This window comes from Rhizobium sp. PAMB 3174 (genome assembly GCF_052908375.1).
Map to the genome: position 1 here is coordinate 3058694 of NZ_CM128608.1, position 17671 is coordinate 3076364.

18 protein-coding genes are annotated in these 17671 nt (G+C 61.8%); 5 read left to right on the forward strand and 13 right to left on the reverse strand.

Features of this window, described 5'->3' with window-relative positions:
• Positions 1–130: 130 nt before the first annotated feature.
• The gene (locus ACU5AY_RS14670) at positions 131–1345 is read right to left on the reverse strand and encodes a polyhydroxyalkanoate depolymerase (protein ID WP_446826765.1); all 1215 of its coding nucleotides are present in this window, start codon (positions 1343–1345) and stop codon (positions 131–133) included.
• A 108-nt stretch (positions 1346–1453) separates the two neighbouring features.
• Between ACU5AY_RS14670 and ACU5AY_RS14675 the strand changes: the two genes are divergently transcribed.
• Positions 1454–2107: a glutathione S-transferase gene (locus ACU5AY_RS14675; RefSeq protein WP_446826766.1), complete on the forward strand. Its 654-nt coding sequence runs from the start codon at positions 1454–1456 to the stop codon at positions 2105–2107.
• Positions 2108–2119: 12 nt separating this feature from the next.
• Here ACU5AY_RS14675 and ACU5AY_RS14680 read toward each other — a convergent pair whose 3' ends face one another.
• Positions 2120–3046 (reverse strand): carbohydrate kinase family protein, encoded by a 927-nt coding sequence (locus tag ACU5AY_RS14680; RefSeq protein WP_446826767.1) that lies wholly within the window; start codon positions 3044–3046, stop codon positions 2120–2122.
• An 86-nt stretch (positions 3047–3132) separates the two neighbouring features.
• Entirely contained in the window at positions 3133–3831 is a 699-nt protein-coding gene (locus tag ACU5AY_RS14685) for an orotate phosphoribosyltransferase (RefSeq protein ID WP_446825440.1), read from the reverse strand.
• A 178-nt stretch (positions 3832–4009) separates the two neighbouring features.
• Between ACU5AY_RS14685 and ACU5AY_RS14690 the strand changes: the two genes are divergently transcribed.
• Entirely contained in the window at positions 4010–4525 is a 516-nt protein-coding gene (locus ACU5AY_RS14690) for a DUF1269 domain-containing protein (protein WP_446826768.1), read from the forward strand.
• A 38-nt stretch (positions 4526–4563) separates the two neighbouring features.
• Entirely contained in the window at positions 4564–4713 is a 150-nt protein-coding gene (locus tag ACU5AY_RS14695) for a DUF3096 domain-containing protein (RefSeq protein WP_446825442.1), read from the forward strand.
• 110 nt (positions 4714–4823) lie between these two features.
• Here ACU5AY_RS14695 and ACU5AY_RS14700 read toward each other — a convergent pair whose 3' ends face one another.
• From ACU5AY_RS14700 to ACU5AY_RS14745, 10 genes are all read right to left on the reverse strand, one after another.
• Positions 4824–5951 carry a hypothetical protein gene (locus ACU5AY_RS14700; protein WP_446826769.1) on the reverse strand — a complete coding sequence of 376 codons (1128 nt, stop codon included), beginning with the start codon at positions 5949–5951 and terminating at the stop codon, positions 4824–4826.
• A gap of 591 nt (positions 5952–6542) precedes the next feature.
• Entirely contained in the window at positions 6543–6908 is a 366-nt protein-coding gene (locus ACU5AY_RS14705; protein ID WP_446826770.1) for an N-acetyltransferase family protein, read from the reverse strand.
• Entirely contained in the window at positions 6908–7945 is a 1038-nt protein-coding gene (gene pyrC / locus ACU5AY_RS14710; RefSeq protein WP_446826771.1) for a dihydroorotase, read from the reverse strand. The genes ACU5AY_RS14705 and pyrC overlap by 1 nt, the downstream gene beginning before the upstream one ends.
• Positions 7946–8025: 80 nt before the next feature.
• Positions 8026–9105: a response regulator gene (locus ACU5AY_RS14715; protein ID WP_446826772.1), complete on the reverse strand. Its 1080-nt coding sequence runs from the start codon at positions 9103–9105 to the stop codon at positions 8026–8028.
• A 32-nt stretch (positions 9106–9137) separates the two neighbouring features.
• Positions 9138–11393, reverse strand: coding sequence for an ATP-binding protein (locus ACU5AY_RS14720; protein ID WP_446826773.1), 2256 nt, complete (start codon positions 11391–11393; stop codon positions 9138–9140).
• Positions 11390–11884 (reverse strand): molybdopterin-dependent oxidoreductase, encoded by a 495-nt coding sequence (locus ACU5AY_RS14725; RefSeq protein WP_446826774.1) that lies wholly within the window; start codon positions 11882–11884, stop codon positions 11390–11392. The genes ACU5AY_RS14720 and ACU5AY_RS14725 overlap by 4 nt, the downstream gene beginning before the upstream one ends.
• A gap of 31 nt (positions 11885–11915) precedes the next feature.
• Positions 11916–12314, reverse strand: coding sequence for a response regulator (locus ACU5AY_RS14730; protein ID WP_446825449.1), 399 nt, complete (start codon positions 12312–12314; stop codon positions 11916–11918).
• 392 nt (positions 12315–12706) lie between these two features.
• Positions 12707–13489 (reverse strand): ATP-binding cassette domain-containing protein, encoded by a 783-nt coding sequence (locus tag ACU5AY_RS14735; protein WP_446825450.1) that lies wholly within the window; start codon positions 13487–13489, stop codon positions 12707–12709.
• The gene (locus tag ACU5AY_RS14740; protein WP_446825451.1) at positions 13489–14547 is read right to left on the reverse strand and encodes an ABC transporter permease; all 1059 of its coding nucleotides are present in this window, start codon (positions 14545–14547) and stop codon (positions 13489–13491) included. Before ACU5AY_RS14740 ends, ACU5AY_RS14735 begins: the two co-directional genes overlap by 1 nt.
• Positions 14548–14648: 101 nt before the next feature.
• A complete protein-coding gene (locus ACU5AY_RS14745) occupies positions 14649–15674 on the reverse strand; it encodes a substrate-binding domain-containing protein (protein WP_446825452.1) in 1026 nt (341 codons plus the stop codon).
• A gap of 334 nt (positions 15675–16008) precedes the next feature.
• On the opposite strand from ACU5AY_RS14745, the gene ACU5AY_RS14750 reads away from it, so the two are divergent.
• Together ACU5AY_RS14750 and ACU5AY_RS14755 are read left to right on the forward strand one after the other, a co-directional pair.
• Positions 16009–17256, forward strand: coding sequence for an ROK family transcriptional regulator (locus tag ACU5AY_RS14750; protein WP_446826775.1), 1248 nt, complete (start codon positions 16009–16011; stop codon positions 17254–17256).
• Complete coding sequence (locus ACU5AY_RS14755) at positions 17240–17671, forward strand: RbsD/FucU family protein (RefSeq protein WP_446825454.1); 432 nt, start codon at positions 17240–17242, stop codon at positions 17669–17671. Before ACU5AY_RS14750 ends, ACU5AY_RS14755 begins: the two co-directional genes overlap by 17 nt.

Here is a 17671-nt window from a genome sequence, read left to right on the forward strand (position 1 = left end):
AGCGCGCGGCGACGCCCTGCCCTCCGTCGGCAATATCACCCGCAGAGATGCTGTCTTTTGAATGACGCGAAAGACGAGGAGGTAGCCCCTCCCCCCTGTGGGGAGGGGTTGGGGAGGGGTATTACTGACCCTATTCCATCGCCAGAATATGGTTGCGGACCACCGGATAGATCTCGCCGTCCCACTTGCGGCCGTTGAACACGCCGTAATGGCCGACATTGGCCTGCAGGTGGTGACGGCGCAGGTGCGGGCGCAGCGAATTGCAGAGATCGTGGGCGGCGGCCGTCTGGCCCATGCCACAGATGTCGTCGCGGCCGCCCTCCACCGTCAGGAGCGCCGTCTTGCGGATCGCGCCCGGATCGACCAGGCGGCCGCGATACATGAAGGTGCCGTTCGCCAGCTCTGCCTTGTGGAAGACGCGGTCGATCGTCTCGATGTAGAATTCCTCGGTCAGGTCGAGCACGGCGAAATACTCGTCGTAGAAGGTCTTGATCTTCTCCGCCTTCTCGGTCTCGCCCTTGGCCAGGTATTCGTAGAGGTTCTGGTGGGCGGTGCGGTGGCGGTCGATGTTCATGGCCATGAAGGCGACCAGCTGCAGGAAGCCGGGATAGACCTTGCGGCCACCGCCCTTGAAGCGCCACGGCACGGTGGTGATAACCGAATGCTCGAACCAGGCGAGCGACTTCTTGACCGCGAATTCGTTGACTTCCGTCGGGCTTTCGCGCGGATCGACCGGCCCCGCCATCAGCGTCATCGAACGGGGCGTCGCCGGATGATCGTCCTGCGACATGACCGCGACGGCGGCGAGCGTCTGCACGCAGGGCTGACAGACGGACAGCACGTGCGCGCCCGGGCCCATCTCTCCAAGGAAGCGGATGATGTATTCGACGTAATCCTCGACGCCGAACGCGCCGGCGCTCAAGGGCACGTCCCGGGCATTCGTCCAGTCGGTGATGTAGACGTCGTGGTCGCGCAGGAGCGTTTTCACCGTTCCGGCCAGAAGCGTCGAGAAGTGACCGGAGAGCGGCGCGACGACCAGCACCTTCGGCTGCTCGGCCTCGGTCTCCTTGACGAAATGCAGGAGATTGCCGAAAGGCAACGACAGCGCCACCTCTTCCCGAACGGGCGTCATGGTGTTGCCGCTCATCACCTCGCCGATGCCGAAGTCGGGTCGCTCGTGGCTGAGCTTGAAGCGGGAGATGAGTTCCATGGCGGCGAGGAAATGCTGATTTGCACCCTGCCCGACGCCGCTGACGCCCCAGTTGCCGAAGCGCATCCACAGCCGCGCCATTTCGCGAAAAGGTCCAACCAAGTCGTCCTGGAACTGGTAGACCTGATAAAGCATGAGGGGGCATCCTTTTTCGTCTTGTGCAATGCACAAAAACTAGTGCATCTTTGACCAACTTGCCAGAGAATAGTGACGATATCGAAAAGGCGCGAAAAAGGGCGGATCATGTTGCACGGAACGCTGACCATCTCCTCGAAGAACTATTCCTCCTGGTCGCTGCGCGGCTGGCTGCTGTGCCGCATGGCGGGCCTCTCCTTCACCGAGGTGATGGCGAAGCCGGACGAGAAGAACCGGCAGGAACTGCTGCTCCTGTCGCCTTCCGTCCTGGTGCCGCGGCTGACCCATGGCTACGTCACCGTCTGGGACACGCTGGCGATTGCCGAATATGCCGCCGAATACGCACCGACCTCTGGCCTGCTGCCCTATGACCAGGCGGTCAGGGCGCATTGCCGGGCGATCTGCGGCGAAATGCATTCCGGTTTCCACAATCTCCGCTCGGCCCTGCCGATGAACATCAAGGCGCGGCACGAGCGCTTCAAGATCTTTTCCGGCGCGCGGCCGGACATCGAGCGGATCAAGGAAATCTGGAACGAGTGCCTGGACCAGTATGGCGGGCCGTATCTGTTCGGCACGGCACCCAACATGGCCGACGCCATGTTCGCGCCGGTGTGCTCGCGCTTCCGCACCTATGCCGTCGAGCTGGACGACCGGCTGTCCGACTACTGCAACCTGATCCTCAACTGGGACCTGATGCAGGAATGGGCCGAAGGTGCCGCCGGTGAAGAAGACGAGATGATCGAGCTCGAGGTCGAGTTCTGATCGACCGTCGCCTCAGAGGCCGATTTCATTCGCCCAGGGCGGATTGGCGCCGGCGCGGGAGACTGTGACGGCGGCGGCCTTTGCCGCCAGCGACAGCGCACCGCGCACCGCCTCTTCGCTGAGCGACGCCACCTTTTCCTTGGTCAGAAGGTCGTTGCGCTTCAAAGACGCCAGTACGCCGGCATCGAAGGTGTCGCCGGCGCCGACCGTGTCGACCACCTCGGCCTTGACCCCGGGAACCGAGACCTTGAAGTCCTTCGTGTAACCATCGGCGCCATCTGCGCCCTTGGTGATGATCAACAGCTTGGCACCGTGGTCGAGCCAGTGACGGGCAAGGTCCTCCTGGCTGCCGGTCATGCCGAACCATTCCAGATCCTCGTCGGAAAACTTGACGATGTCCGACATGGCCGCCATGCGGTTGATGCGCTGCATGTGCGCGACCTTGTCCTTGATGAAGCCTGGGCGGATATTGGGGTCGAGCGAGATGACGCGGCGGTCGTGTTCGCGCGCCATCAGCGCCTCATAGGTCGAGCCGCAGGGTTCGGAAATCAGGCTGATCGCACCGAAATGCAGCGCCTCGCAATCGTCGCCGAGATCCGGAAGATCGTCTTCGGTGATCATCCGGCCGGCGGTGTTCTCGTCGTAGAACGCGTAGGACGCGCTGCCATTGGTCAGCTTGACGAAGGCGATCGTCGTCGGCCGCGAGGAGATGGCGCAAGGCGACGCATCGACATTCGACGCCTTCAGCGCCTTCTGCAGGATGTCGCCCATCATGTCGTCGGAGAGACCGGTGAAGAATGCCGTCGGCACGCCGAGACGGCCGAGCGCGATCGCCGTGTTGAAGACCGCGCCGCCGGCATAGGGCGCAAAGCCATTTTCACCCTTGGTCGTTTCACGCGGCAGCATGTCGATCAGGGCTTCGCCACAGCATAGGATCATAGTCTCTCTCCCAAAGAATGAATTTCAATCGATTTAAGTCAACGTTCCGACAAAAGCCAGCATTTTATGCCTGCATAGGCAACGGCTTACTGGGTCGGGAGTTCCGACACGCCGCCGTGCTCGGCCGACCATTTGAGCGGCGCATCGAGGAAGGCCGCGACCGAGGTCAGCGTCGCCTCGTCGAACAGCTTGTCCTGGCGGGCGGCGGCCAGGACCTCGCGCCATGTAGAGATGTGGTGCAGCTTGACCTTGCCATTGACGAAGCGCTCGCCAGCCTCCGGAAAGATACCATAATAGAAGAGCGCCATGCCATGGTCGACGATGCCGCCGGCGGCGCGGATCGCGTCGATGAACTTGAACATGGAGCCGCCGGCCGTCGTCAGATCCTCGATCACAAGGACCCGGGCGCCTTCGGGCATATGGCCCTCGATCTGGGCATTGCGGCCGTGACCCTTGGGCTGTTTGCGGACGTAGATCATCGGCAGGCCGAGGCGATCGGCCAGAAAGGCGGCGAAGGGAATCCCCGCCGTTTCGCCGCCGGCAACACAATCGAACTGTTCAAAACCCGCCTCGCGCAGCACGGTGGAGGCGGCAAAGTCCATCACAGCCGAGCGGATGCGCGGATAGGAAATCAGCTTGCGGCAGTCGATGTAGACCGGGCTCATCATCCCCGAAGCGAGCTTGTAGGGCTTGTCGGCGCTGAAATGCACCGCCTTGATCTCCCAGAGCATCCGGGCCACGAGAGACGCCATCTCGGCGCGATCGGGAAACGAGTTCTGAAACATCGGCGCTCCTTGCAAAGCCATGGACTGGACAGCGCATAGCAGGATGCGCGACGGTATTCCAGAAGCGTGGCTGGCTTCATGAACAAAGTTTAACGCATTCAGCCCTTTCAAATGCAACAAAACGACGCCAAGTCAGTTGTATATCCCGACGATGGGACGATGACGGAAAGGAACCGCGATGTCCGAGCTGATAGTCATTGGTTACAATACGGAATCACAGGCAGAACAGGCCCGCGAGACGCTCTACGGCCTTTCGAAGGAATATCTGGTGGAGATCAAGGACGCCGTGGTCGCCTCCGCCGGAGCAGACGGCAAGGTCAAGCTCAACCAGATGGTCCACATGTGGGCGGTCGGTGCCAGCGGCGGGGCCTTCTGGGGCATCCTCGCCGGCCTCATCTTCTTCAACCCGCTGATCGGACTTGCCGCCGGGACGGCGACCGGGGCTCTTGCCGGCGCACTGACCGACTACGGCATCTCCGACAATTTCATGAAGGATGTCGCGGGTGTCCTGCAGCCTGGCCAGGCGGCGCTCTTCATCCTCGCCGACCGCGCCTCCTCCGACAAGGTGATCGACAAGCTGAGCATGCATGGCGGCCGCATCCTGCGCACCAACCTCGACACATCCCAGGAAGGCAAGCTCAGGGAAGCCTTCGACCATGCGCGCAGCGCACCGACCCCGGCGGATGCCGGCTGATACCCGTTGAAGCAACCTTATGAAGAAGGAGCACTGACATGATTTCCGCCGTTTACATCCAGCCGATCATCGCCCTGATTGCCGGCATCCTGATCCTGGTCGCGCCGCGTATCCTCAATTACGTGGTGGCGATCTATCTCATCCTGATCGGCCTGACCGGGCTGTTCCCGCACATGATGGGCGGTTGAACTCGCAGGTGCCGCCAGGTTTTGCGCCCCTTTGAGGGCGGCCCGGCAGTATCCCTCATATGGAAAAGGCCCGCTTGACGCGGGCCTTTTCATTCTCGTGGCCTGAAAGCCTATTTCAGAACGACATAGTCGCAGCCCGGAGTGCGATTTTCCGGAAGCGTCTTGACGTAGTAGAAGCAGGCGGCACCGCTGCCCGCACCGGTATCAATCGTCGCAACGACCGGCACCGGCTTGTGGTGAGGCTTCCAGTGGTGACGATGATGCTTCCAGTGATGGCGGTGCTTGTGATGCGGCTTCATCACGTGATGCTTGCGATGCGGCGGCTTCATCATGTGGTGCTTCTTGTGACCGGGCCGCTTGCCCTCGACCTTGTGGAACGGCTTGTGGTGAGGACGCTCCTTGATCTCCGGCTTCTTGTTCCAGTCCTTGCCGGGGAACATCGGCTTGATATCGTCCCAATTGCGCGGACCGGACGACTTGACCGGGCGATTGCCGGGCTTCTTGAAGTCCTTGCCCTTCGGGCCTTCGCGATGACCGCCCATCTTCTGCGGGCCGGGCTTTTGTCCGCCCCATTCCCCGCCGCGATGACGACGTTCATTGCTGGCGTGCATCGGCTTCCCGCCTGACGGACCACGGAAGTTCTTGCCGCCGCCGCGCTTGTTGTCTTCGCGGTTGCCGAACATCGGCTTCTGCCCAGGCTTGCCCTCGAAGCCGCCGCGCTTGCCGTCGGACTTGCCGCCGTCACGGCCACCAAACATCGGCTGCGGACCGCGCTTGTTACCGAAGCCTCTGTCGTTGCCCGGCTTCTTGTCGTCACGACCGCCGAACATCGGCTGCGGACCCGGCTGCTGCTGTCCACCGTTCTGCGGGCCGCCAGACTGATGCTGGCCGCCGTTCTGCGGACCACCAGACTGCTGCTGCCCACCATTCTGCGGACCACCAGACTGCTGCTGCCCACCATTCTGCGGGCCGCCAGACTGCTGCTGCCCACCATTCTGCGGGCCACCAGACTGCTGCTGGCCACCGTTCTGCGGACCACCAGACTGCTGCTGGCCGCCGTTCTGCGGGCCGCCAGACTGCTGCTGTCCACCGTTCTGCGGACCACCAGACTGCTGCTGCCCACCATTCTGCGGGCCGCCAGACTGCTGCTCTTGGCCACCGTTCTGCTGGCCACCAGACTGCTGCTGTTGGTCTCCCCGTCCGGCAGCATATGCCGCCGACGAATAGAATGCAGGCATTGTACCGATCGTCGCGAATGCAAATGCGGCGACAAAAGTCGAAACGACGATCTTTCTGCTTGAAGTACTTTCTCTACTTGGGGAATTGACGCACCCCGAGACAATCTTACCCATGAACTCCACTCCTACGCAAAACAAATACCGGACCATCCCCGGTAATGAAGTATTATCCACAACTAATTTTAAGTTGCAATCGAAGTTTAAGATATGGTTAACCTTGAAAAACAACAGGATGCGCGGGATATACTTAGTTTTAATAAAGTTTTAGGGATTTTATTTATGGTTAAGGCTTGACAAGCAACGGCTAGACGAAACCTGTGCCGCGGCAAAACAGGCTCCGAAAATGCTGTCGGACGCTTCGCGATTCAGACTGAAAACATGGGAGACCGGGATTGCGGGAGACGACCTCAAGCAGCGCACCTGCGCCCAGATTCCGTGGACCGACCCTGTCGGAATCACGACATCAAGGCGGGGCGTCAGGAGCCGCTCAAGCTCCTGTTCAGATCAAGACAGATACGGGGAAAGATCGAGGTGCGAGACTGCAGCTTGTGCAGGCTTTCGTGCAAAGCGCCGTGCGCCAGAGTTGCCCGTTTAAGCGGTGAATTCCAGCCGCGTGCCGCCACGCCGGGAACCCTCGCCACCGGCGGCTTCGACCAGCAGCCTGCCGGCGCCACGTCCCCGTGAGCCGGCGCGGACGTAAAGTTCCTTCATGAACCAGGTATTGTGGAGGTGAAGGCCGGGAAAGGTCTCGTAAAGCGTGGCGAAACCGATGCCCTCGTCACCGTCGAGGGCAACGAGGAAGCAATCGGGCGGATTGTCGTTCAAGATGCGGAACAGGCGCTGGCGAGCATCATGTTCGGCGACAGCCGCCTCGCCCAGATAATGGCGTTCCATGTCCAGCATCAGGGGCAGCAGACACTCGAAATCGTCCGCCGTCGCCTGGCGAACGGAGATCACTACTCGACATCCCAGTGCAGCGGGAACATCGGATCGAAGACCGTGACGGGGCCTGCGCCGGTCTCTATCTTCTTCGGAAATTCGACCGGAGAGTCGCGCTTGACGAGCGTGATCGTCTCTTCGTTCGGCGTCAGCCCGTACCAGGCGGGGCCGTTCAGCGAGGCGAAGGCTTCGAGCTTGTCCAGCGCGCCCTCCTCTTCGAAGACATGGGCGAGGCAGCTCATCGTGTTGACGGAGGTGTAGATGCCGGCACAGCCGCAGGCGCATTCCTTCAGCGGGTCGACATGCGGGGCCGAGTCCGTGCCGAGGAAGAAGCGCGGATCGCCGGAAACAGCAGCCGCCCTCAGCGCAAGGCGGTGGCTCTCGCGCTTGGCGACCGGCAGGCAGTAGTAGTGCGGCTTGATGCCGCCAACCAGGATGGCGTTGCGATTGATGATCAGGTGATGGGTGGTGAGCGTGCCGGCAAGATTGCCGGCAGACGACTTGATATAGTCGATGCCGTCCTTTGTGGTCACGTGCTCCATCGTCACCTTCAGTTCCGGCACCCGGCGGCGCAGCGGATCCAGGACGGTTTCGATGAACACGGCCTCGCGGTCGAAGATGTCGACTTCCGGCGTCGTGACCTCGCCATGGACGCAAAGCGGCAGACCGATCTTCGCCATGCGCTCCAGCACCGGCATGACCTTGTCGAAATCGCGCACGCCGCCATGGGAATTGGTCGTGGCGCCGGCCGGATAGAGCTTCACGGCGTTGATCAGCCCGCTCTTCCTGCCTTCCTCCACGTCGTCCGCATTGGTCCCCTCCGTGAGGTAGAGGGTCATCAGCGGCGCGAAGCGATCGCCCGCGGGGATGGCATCGACGATGCGTGCCTTGTAGGCGAGCGCATCGGCGGTGGTGACGACCGGCGGCACGAGATTGGGCATGATGATGGCGCGGGCGAAATGCCGGCTGGTGTCGCCGATCACGCCCTTCAGCATCTCGCCGTCGCGCAGGTGCAGGTGCCAATCGTCTGGGCGGCGGATGGTGAGGCGTTGCATGATCGGCTATCTCCGGCTGATGTCACTGTCAGTCGGGCCATAACATTTTCGAGCGCCGGAAAACAATCCGGAACTGATCCTCAGACGGCTTCCAGATACTTCGCGGCGAGCGTGAGTTCCGTTTCCTGGAGCGCCATGTCCTCATCCCTGATCGCCCGGATCTTCGGCAGGGCACGCTCGAATGCGGCCACGCATCCGGGATCGAACTGCGATCCGGCGCGGGCGAGAATGTGGGCGACCGTCCGGTCGAAGGGCCACGCCGACTTGTACGGCCGCTCGGATGTCAGGGCGTCGAAATTGTCGGCAATGCAGACGATGCGGCCGGCAAGCGGGATTTCCTCTCCGGCAATGCGGTTGGGATAACCCTGCCCATCCCAGCGTTCATGATGGCTTGCAGCGATTTCCGCAGCCAGCTGCAGCAGCGAGGAGTGAGACCGACCGAGAATGTCGCTTCCGACCAGCGCATGGCATTGCATCTGCCGGTATTCCGCCTCGGTCAACTTGCCCTGCTTCAGAAGCACCGTATCGGGAATTGCGACCTTGCCGATGTCGTGCATGGGCGCCGCCAGCTTGATGTCGCGGCAGAGATCTTCCGGCAGGCCGAGCTCGGCGGCAATCGCTTCGGCATAGGCGGCGACACGCAGCGTGTGATGCGCCGTGTCCGGATCCTTGTATCCGGCCGCAAGCGTCAGACGCTGGATGATCTCCTCCTCACGCTCGCGCAACTCCTTCACGGTCTTCTCGACCTCGGTGCGCAGCCATTCGGCGCGCTTCTGAAGCTCGCTGCGGGCGCGGGCAAGATTGACGATGTTGTGGACGCGCGCGTTGAATTCGAGCGGATTGACCGGCTTCATCAGGAAATCGATGGCGCCGGCGTTCAGTGCCTCCATGCGCGTTGCCTGGTCGGTATCCGCGGTCACGAAGACCACCGGCATCTGCGCGTATTTTTCGAACCGGACGATTTCGGTATAGAGCTCGACACCATTGTAAGTGGGCATCTGGTAATCGAGGATCGCCAGATCGAGGTCGAGATCGGGCAAGGCGCCGAGCGCCTCGTCCGGCGTGGAGAAGGCGACGATTTCGCACCCTTCGATCTTGCCGGCGAGATGCACGAGAAGCTTGAGGCTGGTCTTGTTGTCGTCGACGATGAGGATGCGCATGGGCTTGTTGCCTCCCTTGTAAAATCTTTTGCTCAGGCTGCCTGATCCGGCCGATGGGCCTCGATCTTTTCCGCCAGGTATTCGATGTCGGCGATTGCGGGTTGCCTGCCGCGAAGCTGTTCGGCCATGCCGGCGACTCCGTTGAAGCCGAGGTTGGCGGCCATGCCCTTCAATGTGTGAAGGCCCTTGTCGATGCCGCCGGTATCGCCATTGGCGAGTGCCACATGCAACTCGTCGAGAAGCTCGGCGGCATCTGTGAAATAGGAGTCCAGAAGCTCCTCAAATATCTCTTCACCCAGAGCCTCCGTAAGCTCGTCGCGGCGCGCACGATCGAAGTCTTCGCCGCGAGGCGCTGCATTCAGTGCGTCGTCCGTCGAAACCGGAGCGGCCGCCTGCGGCGCTTCTTCAGCTATAGCTGCGCCTACGTCTTCCGCTGAAGCCGAGGCGTGAACGGCCAAGATGCCGCGCAGGCGATCGAGGGAAATCGGCTTCGACTCGAAGGCCTGCATGCCGGCCTGCCGGCATTTTTCCCTGTCGTCATCGGACGCGTTTGCGGTCATCGCGACGATCGCGGTCCGGGCGCTCAATCCGTCGCCCTGCCTGATCTCGGTCGTCGCCTGAATGCCGTCCATCACCGGCATCTGCATGTCCATCAGGATCAGGTCGAACTTCGAGTTCGCGGCCATGTCCACGGCTTCGGCGCCGTTCGCCGCAACCACGACCTCCTGCCCAAGCCGGTCCAGAAAGCGCATGGCGACCTGCTGGTTGACGCGATTGTCCTCGACAAGGAGAACGCGGCGGCGCTGAAGGGGGCCCTCGGCCTGCTCGGCGCGTTCGTGGCTGCAGGTTTCCGCTGCGACGGCACGCGTGACGGGCAGTTCGAACCAGAAAGTCGAACCCTCGCCGATCCGGCTCTCGACCCCGAGCTTGCCACCCAGCCGCTCGACGATCTGCTTGCAGATGGTCAGGCCCAATCCTGTTCCGCCGTAACGACGGCTGATCGAGGCATCGACCTGCGAGAACGGCTGGAACAGCTTCTTCTTGCCCTCTTCATTGATACCGATGCCGGTGTCGGACACCTCGAACCGCAGACGCAAGGCGTTGCCCTCGTCGAATTCCCTGACCTTCAGGGTGATCAGGCCACCCTCCGTGAACTTGGCGGCATTGCTCATCAGGTTGAGAAGCACCTGCCGCAACCGGGTGGGGTCGGTGGCGACGCATGGCGCCTCAAGACTATCGGGAATGTCGAGGACCAGCCGGTTGCGCCGCTCCGCGGCCCTTCCCGTCACGATCTTCGCGACCATCTCGGAGAGTTCACGCACATCGACAGGCCGAGACTCCACATCCAGATTGCCGTGCTCGATCTTGGAAAAGTCGAGGATCTCGTTGATGATTTCCAGCAGCGCCTCGCCGGAGGAACGGATGACGCCGACATTGGCGGCCGCCGGCTTCGGCAGATCCGACAGTTCCAGCAATTCGGCCATGCCGAGAATGGCGTTGAGCGGCGTGCGGATCTCATGGCTCATGGTCGCCATGAACTGCGATTTGGCCCGGTTGCCGGCGTCGGCCGCCTCATAGGCGGAGCCAAGCTCGTCGGCCATGTGCTCAAGCTTCAGGCCGGCGGCGCGGACGGATTTCAGCTGGCGGCGCAGCATCACGATCAGCATGCCGACCGACAGGAACAGCAGACCAAGCATGATGGCGGAGGTGCGTTCGAGCTTGAAGACCTCTTCTCGGCTCTCCGCCCGCACCTCGCTCAAACGCGAATTGATATAGAGCAGCAGCTTTTCGGAATGTCCGGTCAACGAGGCAACCGCGCCGGACAGTGCCGTGATCTCCTTATCCGTCGGGTAGACCTTGCGGTTGATCCGGTCGAAGAGCGGCTCGTTGGAGAATATGATGTCGCCCACATTGCTTACAACGTCCGCAAACTTGCGATCGGTCGCGAAGAACTCTTCGAAGCGAGTCTCCTTGATCAGCTTGATGCGCGAGTAAAGGATATCGTAGCGAAGGGACATGTCCTTGTAATTGTCGGCCGTCCGCAGCTGCGGCGAACGCACCATGCCGTCGACGGCGAAGGCAAGCGTTCTGGCCTCCCGGTCCAACTGGTAGATCGACCACTGGGTGTTTTCGCGAATGCCGTCCTGAAGGGACGTGTAGCGGGACGAGATATCGGAATAGAGCATGGCCAGGACGACCAGCAGCATGACGGAAACGCCCTGCAGGACCGCAGTGGCCTTTCCCGCCCGGCGAATGGCCTCGCTGCTGATTTGGTCCCTCCGCTTCACTCGACGACCTCGATTTCCTTGATCTGCCAGACCGAACGGCTGAAATAGAGTTCGTTGTAGAGGTCCTTGTTCTCGTCAAACGGATAGACCACCATCAAAGGTCCCTTGTCGCGAACGGACATGACCTCGCCATCCTGATGATCGGCGAGAATGACGTTGAGTTTGGCATCATCGGCCGGCACTTCGGCAGCATAGTCGTTGAGCGCGCGCACCTTCAGCATGTGGCCTTCGGCGCCAGCGGCCTTCAGGACCTCGCGCAGGAGCGGGCCCGAGAACTCTACCTTGCCCTTCGTCCAGGGCGTCTCCATGGACGCCTTGCGTCCCGGCAGCGCGGCAAGCATCTCGCGGTCGAAGGCCGCCGTGCCGTCGACATTGGTATTGGTGATGGCACCCTTGATGACCAGGATCACGTCACCCTTGGGGGCATCGAGCGCCCAGGCGGGAGCCGCCAGGCAGACTGCAGCGAGACATGCTGTAAAGAACTTCTTCATGATGGACCTCTTGGATTTCGACAGATTGCCGTCAGGACGCCGCACTCATGCCGGGTCCGACCGAGGGAAGATGGAGATGGGTGAACAGCAGCTCGCGAAATGCGACGGCCTCCACCGGCTTCATGAGGAAATCGTCGACACCGGCGTCGATGGCCTTTGCCTTCAGGTCCGGACCGTGATCGGCCGTCACCATGATCACCGGCGTCTGTCTGTACCGGTCGATCATCCTGATCGCCTTGACGAATTGGACGCCTGACATGGTCGGCAACATCTGGTCGACAATGAGCAGGTCGAACAAGGTCTGATGGCACAGGGCCAGGGCCTTGCCCGGATCCGCCTCGACGCGGATTTCGCCCGCCTCGATCTTCTTTGCGAGATGCTTGAGGATCAGAGCGTTGGTGGCGTTGTCTTCAACGATCAGAATTGCCATGTCATTCCCCATGTAGTCCGCGGCGGCCGGCGCCGGGACAAGACCTGCACGAACGTCCAACGCGGCGGGCTGGGGCGAACCGGCCGGCGACTATGGCTCGATGCATCGATTTCTAGAGAGACAACGCCGGGCTTTCCGGCTCAGTGCGGGGGCTTCATGCCGACCCATCTAGGGCTTCGCTCTGGCTTATACGCTCTTTCTAATGGAGATAGCCTGAAGAACGGTGAAGCCCATCATTCAAATTTTAGCGAAGCAAGAAAATCGTCCTGTAATACTGCACAGCAGTGCCACAACGCTCCGCTTCTTCTGCCATTCCGAGTAGACAGGAGAGGCTGTTCTCGACGCATGAAGAAATCCGGCATCGGGACTGCCGATGCCGGATCAAAGACTTGTCAGGCAGCCAGGCTTGCCTCTGGCGGCTCCTTGGCCCCGGTCATGAAGGCCACCGCATCCGACATGGTGTAGTCCTTCGGATTGATGACGCAGAGGCGCTTGCCGAGGCGGTGCACATGGATGCGGTCCGCGACTTCGAAGACATGCGGCATGTTGTGCGAAATCAGCACAATCGGCAGGCCGCGCGACTTGACGTCGAGGATCAGTTCCAGCACGCGGCGGGATTCCTTGACGCCGAGGGCGGCGGTCGGCTCATCCATGATGACCACCTTCGAGCCGAAGGCCGCAGCGCGGGCCACGGCCACGCCCTGGCGCTGGCCGCCGGACAGCGTTTCCACCGCCTGGTTGATGTTCTGGATGGTCATCAGGCCGAGTTCGGTGAGCTTGTCGCGCGCCAGCTGTTGCATCTTCTTGTGGTCGAGCATGCGAAACATCGAGCCCATCAATCCCGATTTGCGGATTTCGCGGCCGAGGAACATGTTGTCGGCGATCGACAGCGCCGGCGACAGGGCAAGGTTCTGGTAGACGGTTTCGATGCCCGCCTCGCGCGCTTCCATCGGAGAATGGAAACGGACCTTCTTGCCGTTCAGATGGATCTCGCCCTCGTCCGGGGTCACGGCACCGGAGAGCGCCTTGATGAGCGAGGACTTGCCGGCGCCGTTGTCGCCGATCACGGCGAGGATTTCGCCGGGATAGAGATCGAAATCCGCCTGGTCGAGAGCCGTGACGCGGCCATACCGCTTGACCAGACCGCGAGCCTTGAGAAGAGGTTCGGTTGCCATCACGCTGCTACCTTTCTGATCCACTGGTCGACGGCGACAGCCGTGATAATGAGAACGCCGGTCAGGAAGACCTTCCACTGCGGGTCGGCGCCGAGCATGTTGAGGCCCATGGAGACCACGCCGACGATCATCGCGCCGATCAGCGTCCCGAGGATGGAACCGCGTCCGCCGAAGAGCGAGATGCCGCCGATCACCGCGGCGGTGATGGACTGAAGATTGTATTCGGTGACGGCCGCCGAGGGCGAGATCGAGCCGTTGCGACCAATCGATACCCAGGCAGCAAGTGCCGCGATGACACCGGCGAGCATGTAGGTGGAGATCAGCACGCGGCGCACGCGGATGCCGGACAGTTCCGCCGCATCCGGATCATCGCCGACGGCATAGAGATGCCGGCCCCAGGCGGTGTGGTTCAGCGCGTACCAGAGAATGCCCACAAGGGCGACCATCATGACCACGCCGAGCGTCAGGACAGCGCCGCCGAGCTTGAAGCTGATGCCGAAGAAATGCAGGAACTCGGCATTGGCGGAAATGTCGGAATCACGGATGGTCTCGTTGTCCGAATAGATGAAGTTCGTCGCCATGACGATGTACCAGGTGCCGAGCGTCACGATGAACGGCGGCAGCTTCATCACCGCGACAAGGACACCGTTCAGAAGTCCGCAGAGTCCGCCGGCAAGGATGCCTATGCCGATGGCAAGGACGGGCGGCAGACCGTATGTGACGGCGCAATTGCCCATGATCACTGTCGAGATGACCATGACGACGCCGATCGACAGGTCGATACCGGCAACCAGGATGACGAGCGTCTGACCGGCCGCGAGAATGCCGACGATGGCGATCTGCTGCAGGATCAGCGTCAACGTATAGGCGGAGAAGAAGCGGTCGCCCTTCAGCACGCCGAAGATGATGATCGCTGCGATCAGCACGATTCCCGGCACGGCGGCCGGCGTGGAATGAAGGAAATGCTGCAGCTTCTGCAGCGGGGTATGGTGCTTGAATGACGCGACATTCTTGTCGCTTTTTTCGAGTTCCCGTTCGAACTCCTGCATCGTGGCCATGGCGTCAATCCTCCCGAGCCGTCCGGATTTGTTTCCGGTTATTGAAAAGGGCGGCCGGAACCGCCCTTCCCTGTCCAGACTGATCCTAAATCAGCCCTTCATCAACCCCAGCACTTCTCCAGGCCTTCCTTGACGCTGATCGACGTGACGCCGTCAGCCGGCTTGTCCGTGACGAGGTTCACGCCGGTGTCGAAGAAGTTCTTGCCTTCGGTCGCCTGCGGCTTGGTACCGTCCTTGGCGAAGGCAGCGATCGCCTCGATGCCCTTGGAAGCCATCAGCAGCGGATACTGCTGCGAAGTCGCGCCGATCTGGCCTTCCTCGACAGCCTTGACGCCCGGGCAGCCACCGTCGACGGACACGATCAGGACGTCGTTTTCCTTGCCGATAGCCTTGAGCGCCTGGTAGGCGCCGACAGCGGCCGGCTCGTTGATGGTGTGGATGACGTTGATGTCCGGGTCCTTCTGAAGAAGGTTTTCCATGGCCGTGCGGCCGCCTTCTTCGTTGCCGTTGGTCACGTCATGGCCGACGATGCGCGGATCGTCTTCGTCGCCGATCTTGTTCGGATCCTTCGGATCGATACCGAAGCCCATCATGAAGCCCTGGTCGCGCAGGACGTCGACCGTCGGCTGCGACGGGGTGAGGTCGAGGAAGCCGACCTTGGCGTCGTTCACCTTGTCGCCCATCGTTGCCTTGGCCCAGGCGCCGATCAGCTTGCCGGCTTCCAGGTTGTCGGTGGCAAACGTCATGTCGGCGGCGTCGATCGGATCGAGAGGCGTGTCGAGTGCGATGACCAGCAGGCCGGCGTCGCGTGCCTTCTTGACCGAGGGAACGATGCCCTTGGTGTCGGACGCGGTGATCAGGATGCCCTTGGCGCCATCGGCGATGCAGGACTCGATTGCGGCAACCTGGCTTTCAGAGTCGCCGTCGATCTTGCCGGCATAGGTCTTCAGGTCGACGCCGAGTTCCTTGGCCTTCTCGGTCGCGCCTTCCTTCATCTTGACGAAGAAGGGGTTGGTGTCCGTCTTGGTGATCAGGCATGCCGATACACCTGCGGCGCTTGCCGGCGCTGCGAATACGACACCGAGTGCCAGCGCGCCGAGCGCGGATGCCACGAGAGACTTTTTCATTCTATCCTCCCAGAGTTCAAATTATGCCGGTGCCCGAAGATGCTTGCTCCAATAGGCCCGGAAACTTCATTTTGCGAAAGCGTCCAGCTCCTCGGGATCGCCTTCACAACGGCGCCATTAATCGCCTCGCCGGCGACATCTGTCAATAATTAATTCCAGTTGATTTAGTATTTTTTTGTGGCATGGTGCTGATCAAAGAAAAGAACTGGCGGCAACGAGCGGTTTAGGGAATTGAAGCTGAAGGGATTGGAGGCTACAGCTTCTGCAAGTTTCATTCGAACGACCCGACGCGGAAAACCCTTTGTTCGCGGCCAGCGCGGGAGGATACGAGGACATGTCGACGCACAGCGGCTCTGGCGGCACGCCACCACCGCAGGTGGTTCTTGATCCGGGCGGCGGCTCCAATCAGGAGCGCGTCCGCGCCTACAATGAACGGCTGGTGCTGTCGCTGATCCGACGGCACGGCAGCCTTTCGAAGGCCGACATCACGCGCCGCACGGGATTGTCGGCGCAAACCGTTTCCGTGATCATCCGCGCGCTGGAAAAGGACGGGCTACTCGGCCGCGGCGAGCCCGTGCGCGGCCGGATCGGCCAGCCTTCGGTGCCAATGTTTCTCAATCCGGATGCCGTCTACTCCTTCGGCGTCAAGATCGGCCGGCGCAGCGCCGACCTGATCCTGATGGATTTCGTCGGCAGGATCCGAACCCGGCTGCATCACACCTACGCCTTTCCGACACCCGAGCAGATCATCGACTTCGTCGTCGAGGGGATCACCGCTCTGGAAACCGGCCTCGAGCTCCAGCAAAGAAAGCGCATCGCCGGCGTCGGCGTCGCCGCGCCCTTCGAACTCTGGAACTGGGCCGATCAGGTCGGTGCTCCGCCTAAAGCGATGGATGTCTGGCGCGACTTCGACCTTCGCGCCGAGATTGCCGCGAGGACCCAACATCCCGTCTTCCTGCAGAACGACGCGACCAGCGCCTGCGGCGCGGAACTGGTGTTCGGCGCCGGCGCCGGCTATCCGGATTTCGTCTACTTCTATGTCGGCTCGTTCATCGGCGGCGGCGTGGTGCTGAACTCGTCGATCTTCACCGGCAGGACCGGCACCGCCGGCGCGCTCGGTTCGATGCCCGTGCGCAATGCCGCCGGCGAGACACGACAGCTGCTCGAGATCGCATCGATCTTCGTGCTCGAAAACATGTTGCGCAAACGCAATGTCGATCCGCAGCCGCTGTGGTATTCGGCCGACGACTGGATCGATTTCGGTGAACCGACGGAACTCTGGATCCAGGACAGCGCAAAAGCGCTGGCCCAGGCGATCGTGTCGGCCGCCTCGGTCATCGATTTTTCCGCAGCGATCATCGACGGCGGTTTCCCGGCCTGGATTCGGGCCCGGCTGACCGACGCCACACGCCGGGAGGTCGGCAAGCTCGACCTGCAGGGCGTGCTCATCCCGGAGATTGTCGAAGGCTCCGTCGGTGCGCAGGCACGCGCCATCGGCGGCGCCAGCCTGCCGATCTTTTCACGCTACCTCATCGACCAATCGGTTCTCTTCAAGGATATCGACAGTGCTCAAGTCGCTTGACCCCCTGCTCAGCCCGGACCTTCTCTACACGCTGAGGGCCATGGGCCATGGCGACGAGATCGCCCTTGTCGACGGCAATTATCCCGGGCAGGAACATGCGAGACGGCTGATCCGCATGGACGGACACGGCGTCGTGCCGGTGCTCGACGCGATCCTTAGCGTGCTGCCGATCGACGATTTCGTCCCGGCCGCCATCTTCCGGGCCACCGTGAAGGGCGACCTGAACCTCGTCGATCCGGTGCACGAGGAGATGATCGCCTGCTGCGCCCGCCACGAGCCAGACCGCAAGGTGGTGCCGCTGGCCGGGGACGAGTTCTACAACCGCGTGCGCGCGGCCCACACGATCGTCCAAACCTCAGAGCCGCGCCTCTACGGCAACATCATCCTGCGCAAGGGCGTGATCTATCCGGCCTGA

Bases quoted from the DNA above. Each gene is read 5' to 3' on its own strand.
- ACU5AY_RS14680 (WP_446826767.1), bottom strand. From the start codon at position 3,046: ATGATCCTATGCTGTGGCGAAGCCCTGATCGACATGCTGCCGCGTGAA.
- ACU5AY_RS14725 (WP_446826774.1), bottom strand. From the start codon at position 11,884: ATGAAGAAGTTCTTTACAGCATGTCTCGCTGCAGTCTGCCTGGCGGCT.
- ACU5AY_RS14690 (WP_446826768.1), top strand. From the start codon at position 4,010: ATGTCCGAGCTGATAGTCATTGGTTACAATACGGAATCACAGGCAGAA.
- pyrC (WP_446826771.1), bottom strand. From the start codon at position 7,945: ATGCAACGCCTCACCATCCGCCGCCCAGACGATTGGCACCTGCACCTG.
- ACU5AY_RS14695 (WP_446825442.1), top strand. From the start codon at position 4,564: ATGATTTCCGCCGTTTACATCCAGCCGATCATCGCCCTGATTGCCGGC.
- ACU5AY_RS14715 (WP_446826772.1), bottom strand. From the start codon at position 9,105: ATGCGCATCCTCATCGTCGACGACAACAAGACCAGCCTCAAGCTTCTC.
- ACU5AY_RS14735 (WP_446825450.1), bottom strand. From the start codon at position 13,489: ATGGCAACCGAACCTCTTCTCAAGGCTCGCGGTCTGGTCAAGCGGTAT.
- ACU5AY_RS14685 (WP_446825440.1), bottom strand. From the start codon at position 3,831: ATGTTTCAGAACTCGTTTCCCGATCGCGCCGAGATGGCGTCTCTCGTG.
- ACU5AY_RS14740 (WP_446825451.1), bottom strand. From the start codon at position 14,547: ATGGCCACGATGCAGGAGTTCGAACGGGAACTCGAAAAAAGCGACAAG.
- ACU5AY_RS14700 (WP_446826769.1), bottom strand. From the start codon at position 5,951: ATGCCTGCATTCTATTCGTCGGCGGCATATGCTGCCGGACGGGGAGAC.
- ACU5AY_RS14670 (WP_446826765.1), bottom strand. From the start codon at position 1,345: ATGCTTTATCAGGTCTACCAGTTCCAGGACGACTTGGTTGGACCTTTT.
- ACU5AY_RS14745 (WP_446825452.1), bottom strand. From the start codon at position 15,674: ATGAAAAAGTCTCTCGTGGCATCCGCGCTCGGCGCGCTGGCACTCGGT.
- ACU5AY_RS14675 (WP_446826766.1), top strand. From the start codon at position 1,454: ATGTTGCACGGAACGCTGACCATCTCCTCGAAGAACTATTCCTCCTGG.
- ACU5AY_RS14730 (WP_446825449.1), bottom strand. From the start codon at position 12,314: ATGGCAATTCTGATCGTTGAAGACAACGCCACCAACGCTCTGATCCTC.
- ACU5AY_RS14750 (WP_446826775.1), top strand. From the start codon at position 16,009: ATGTCGACGCACAGCGGCTCTGGCGGCACGCCACCACCGCAGGTGGTT.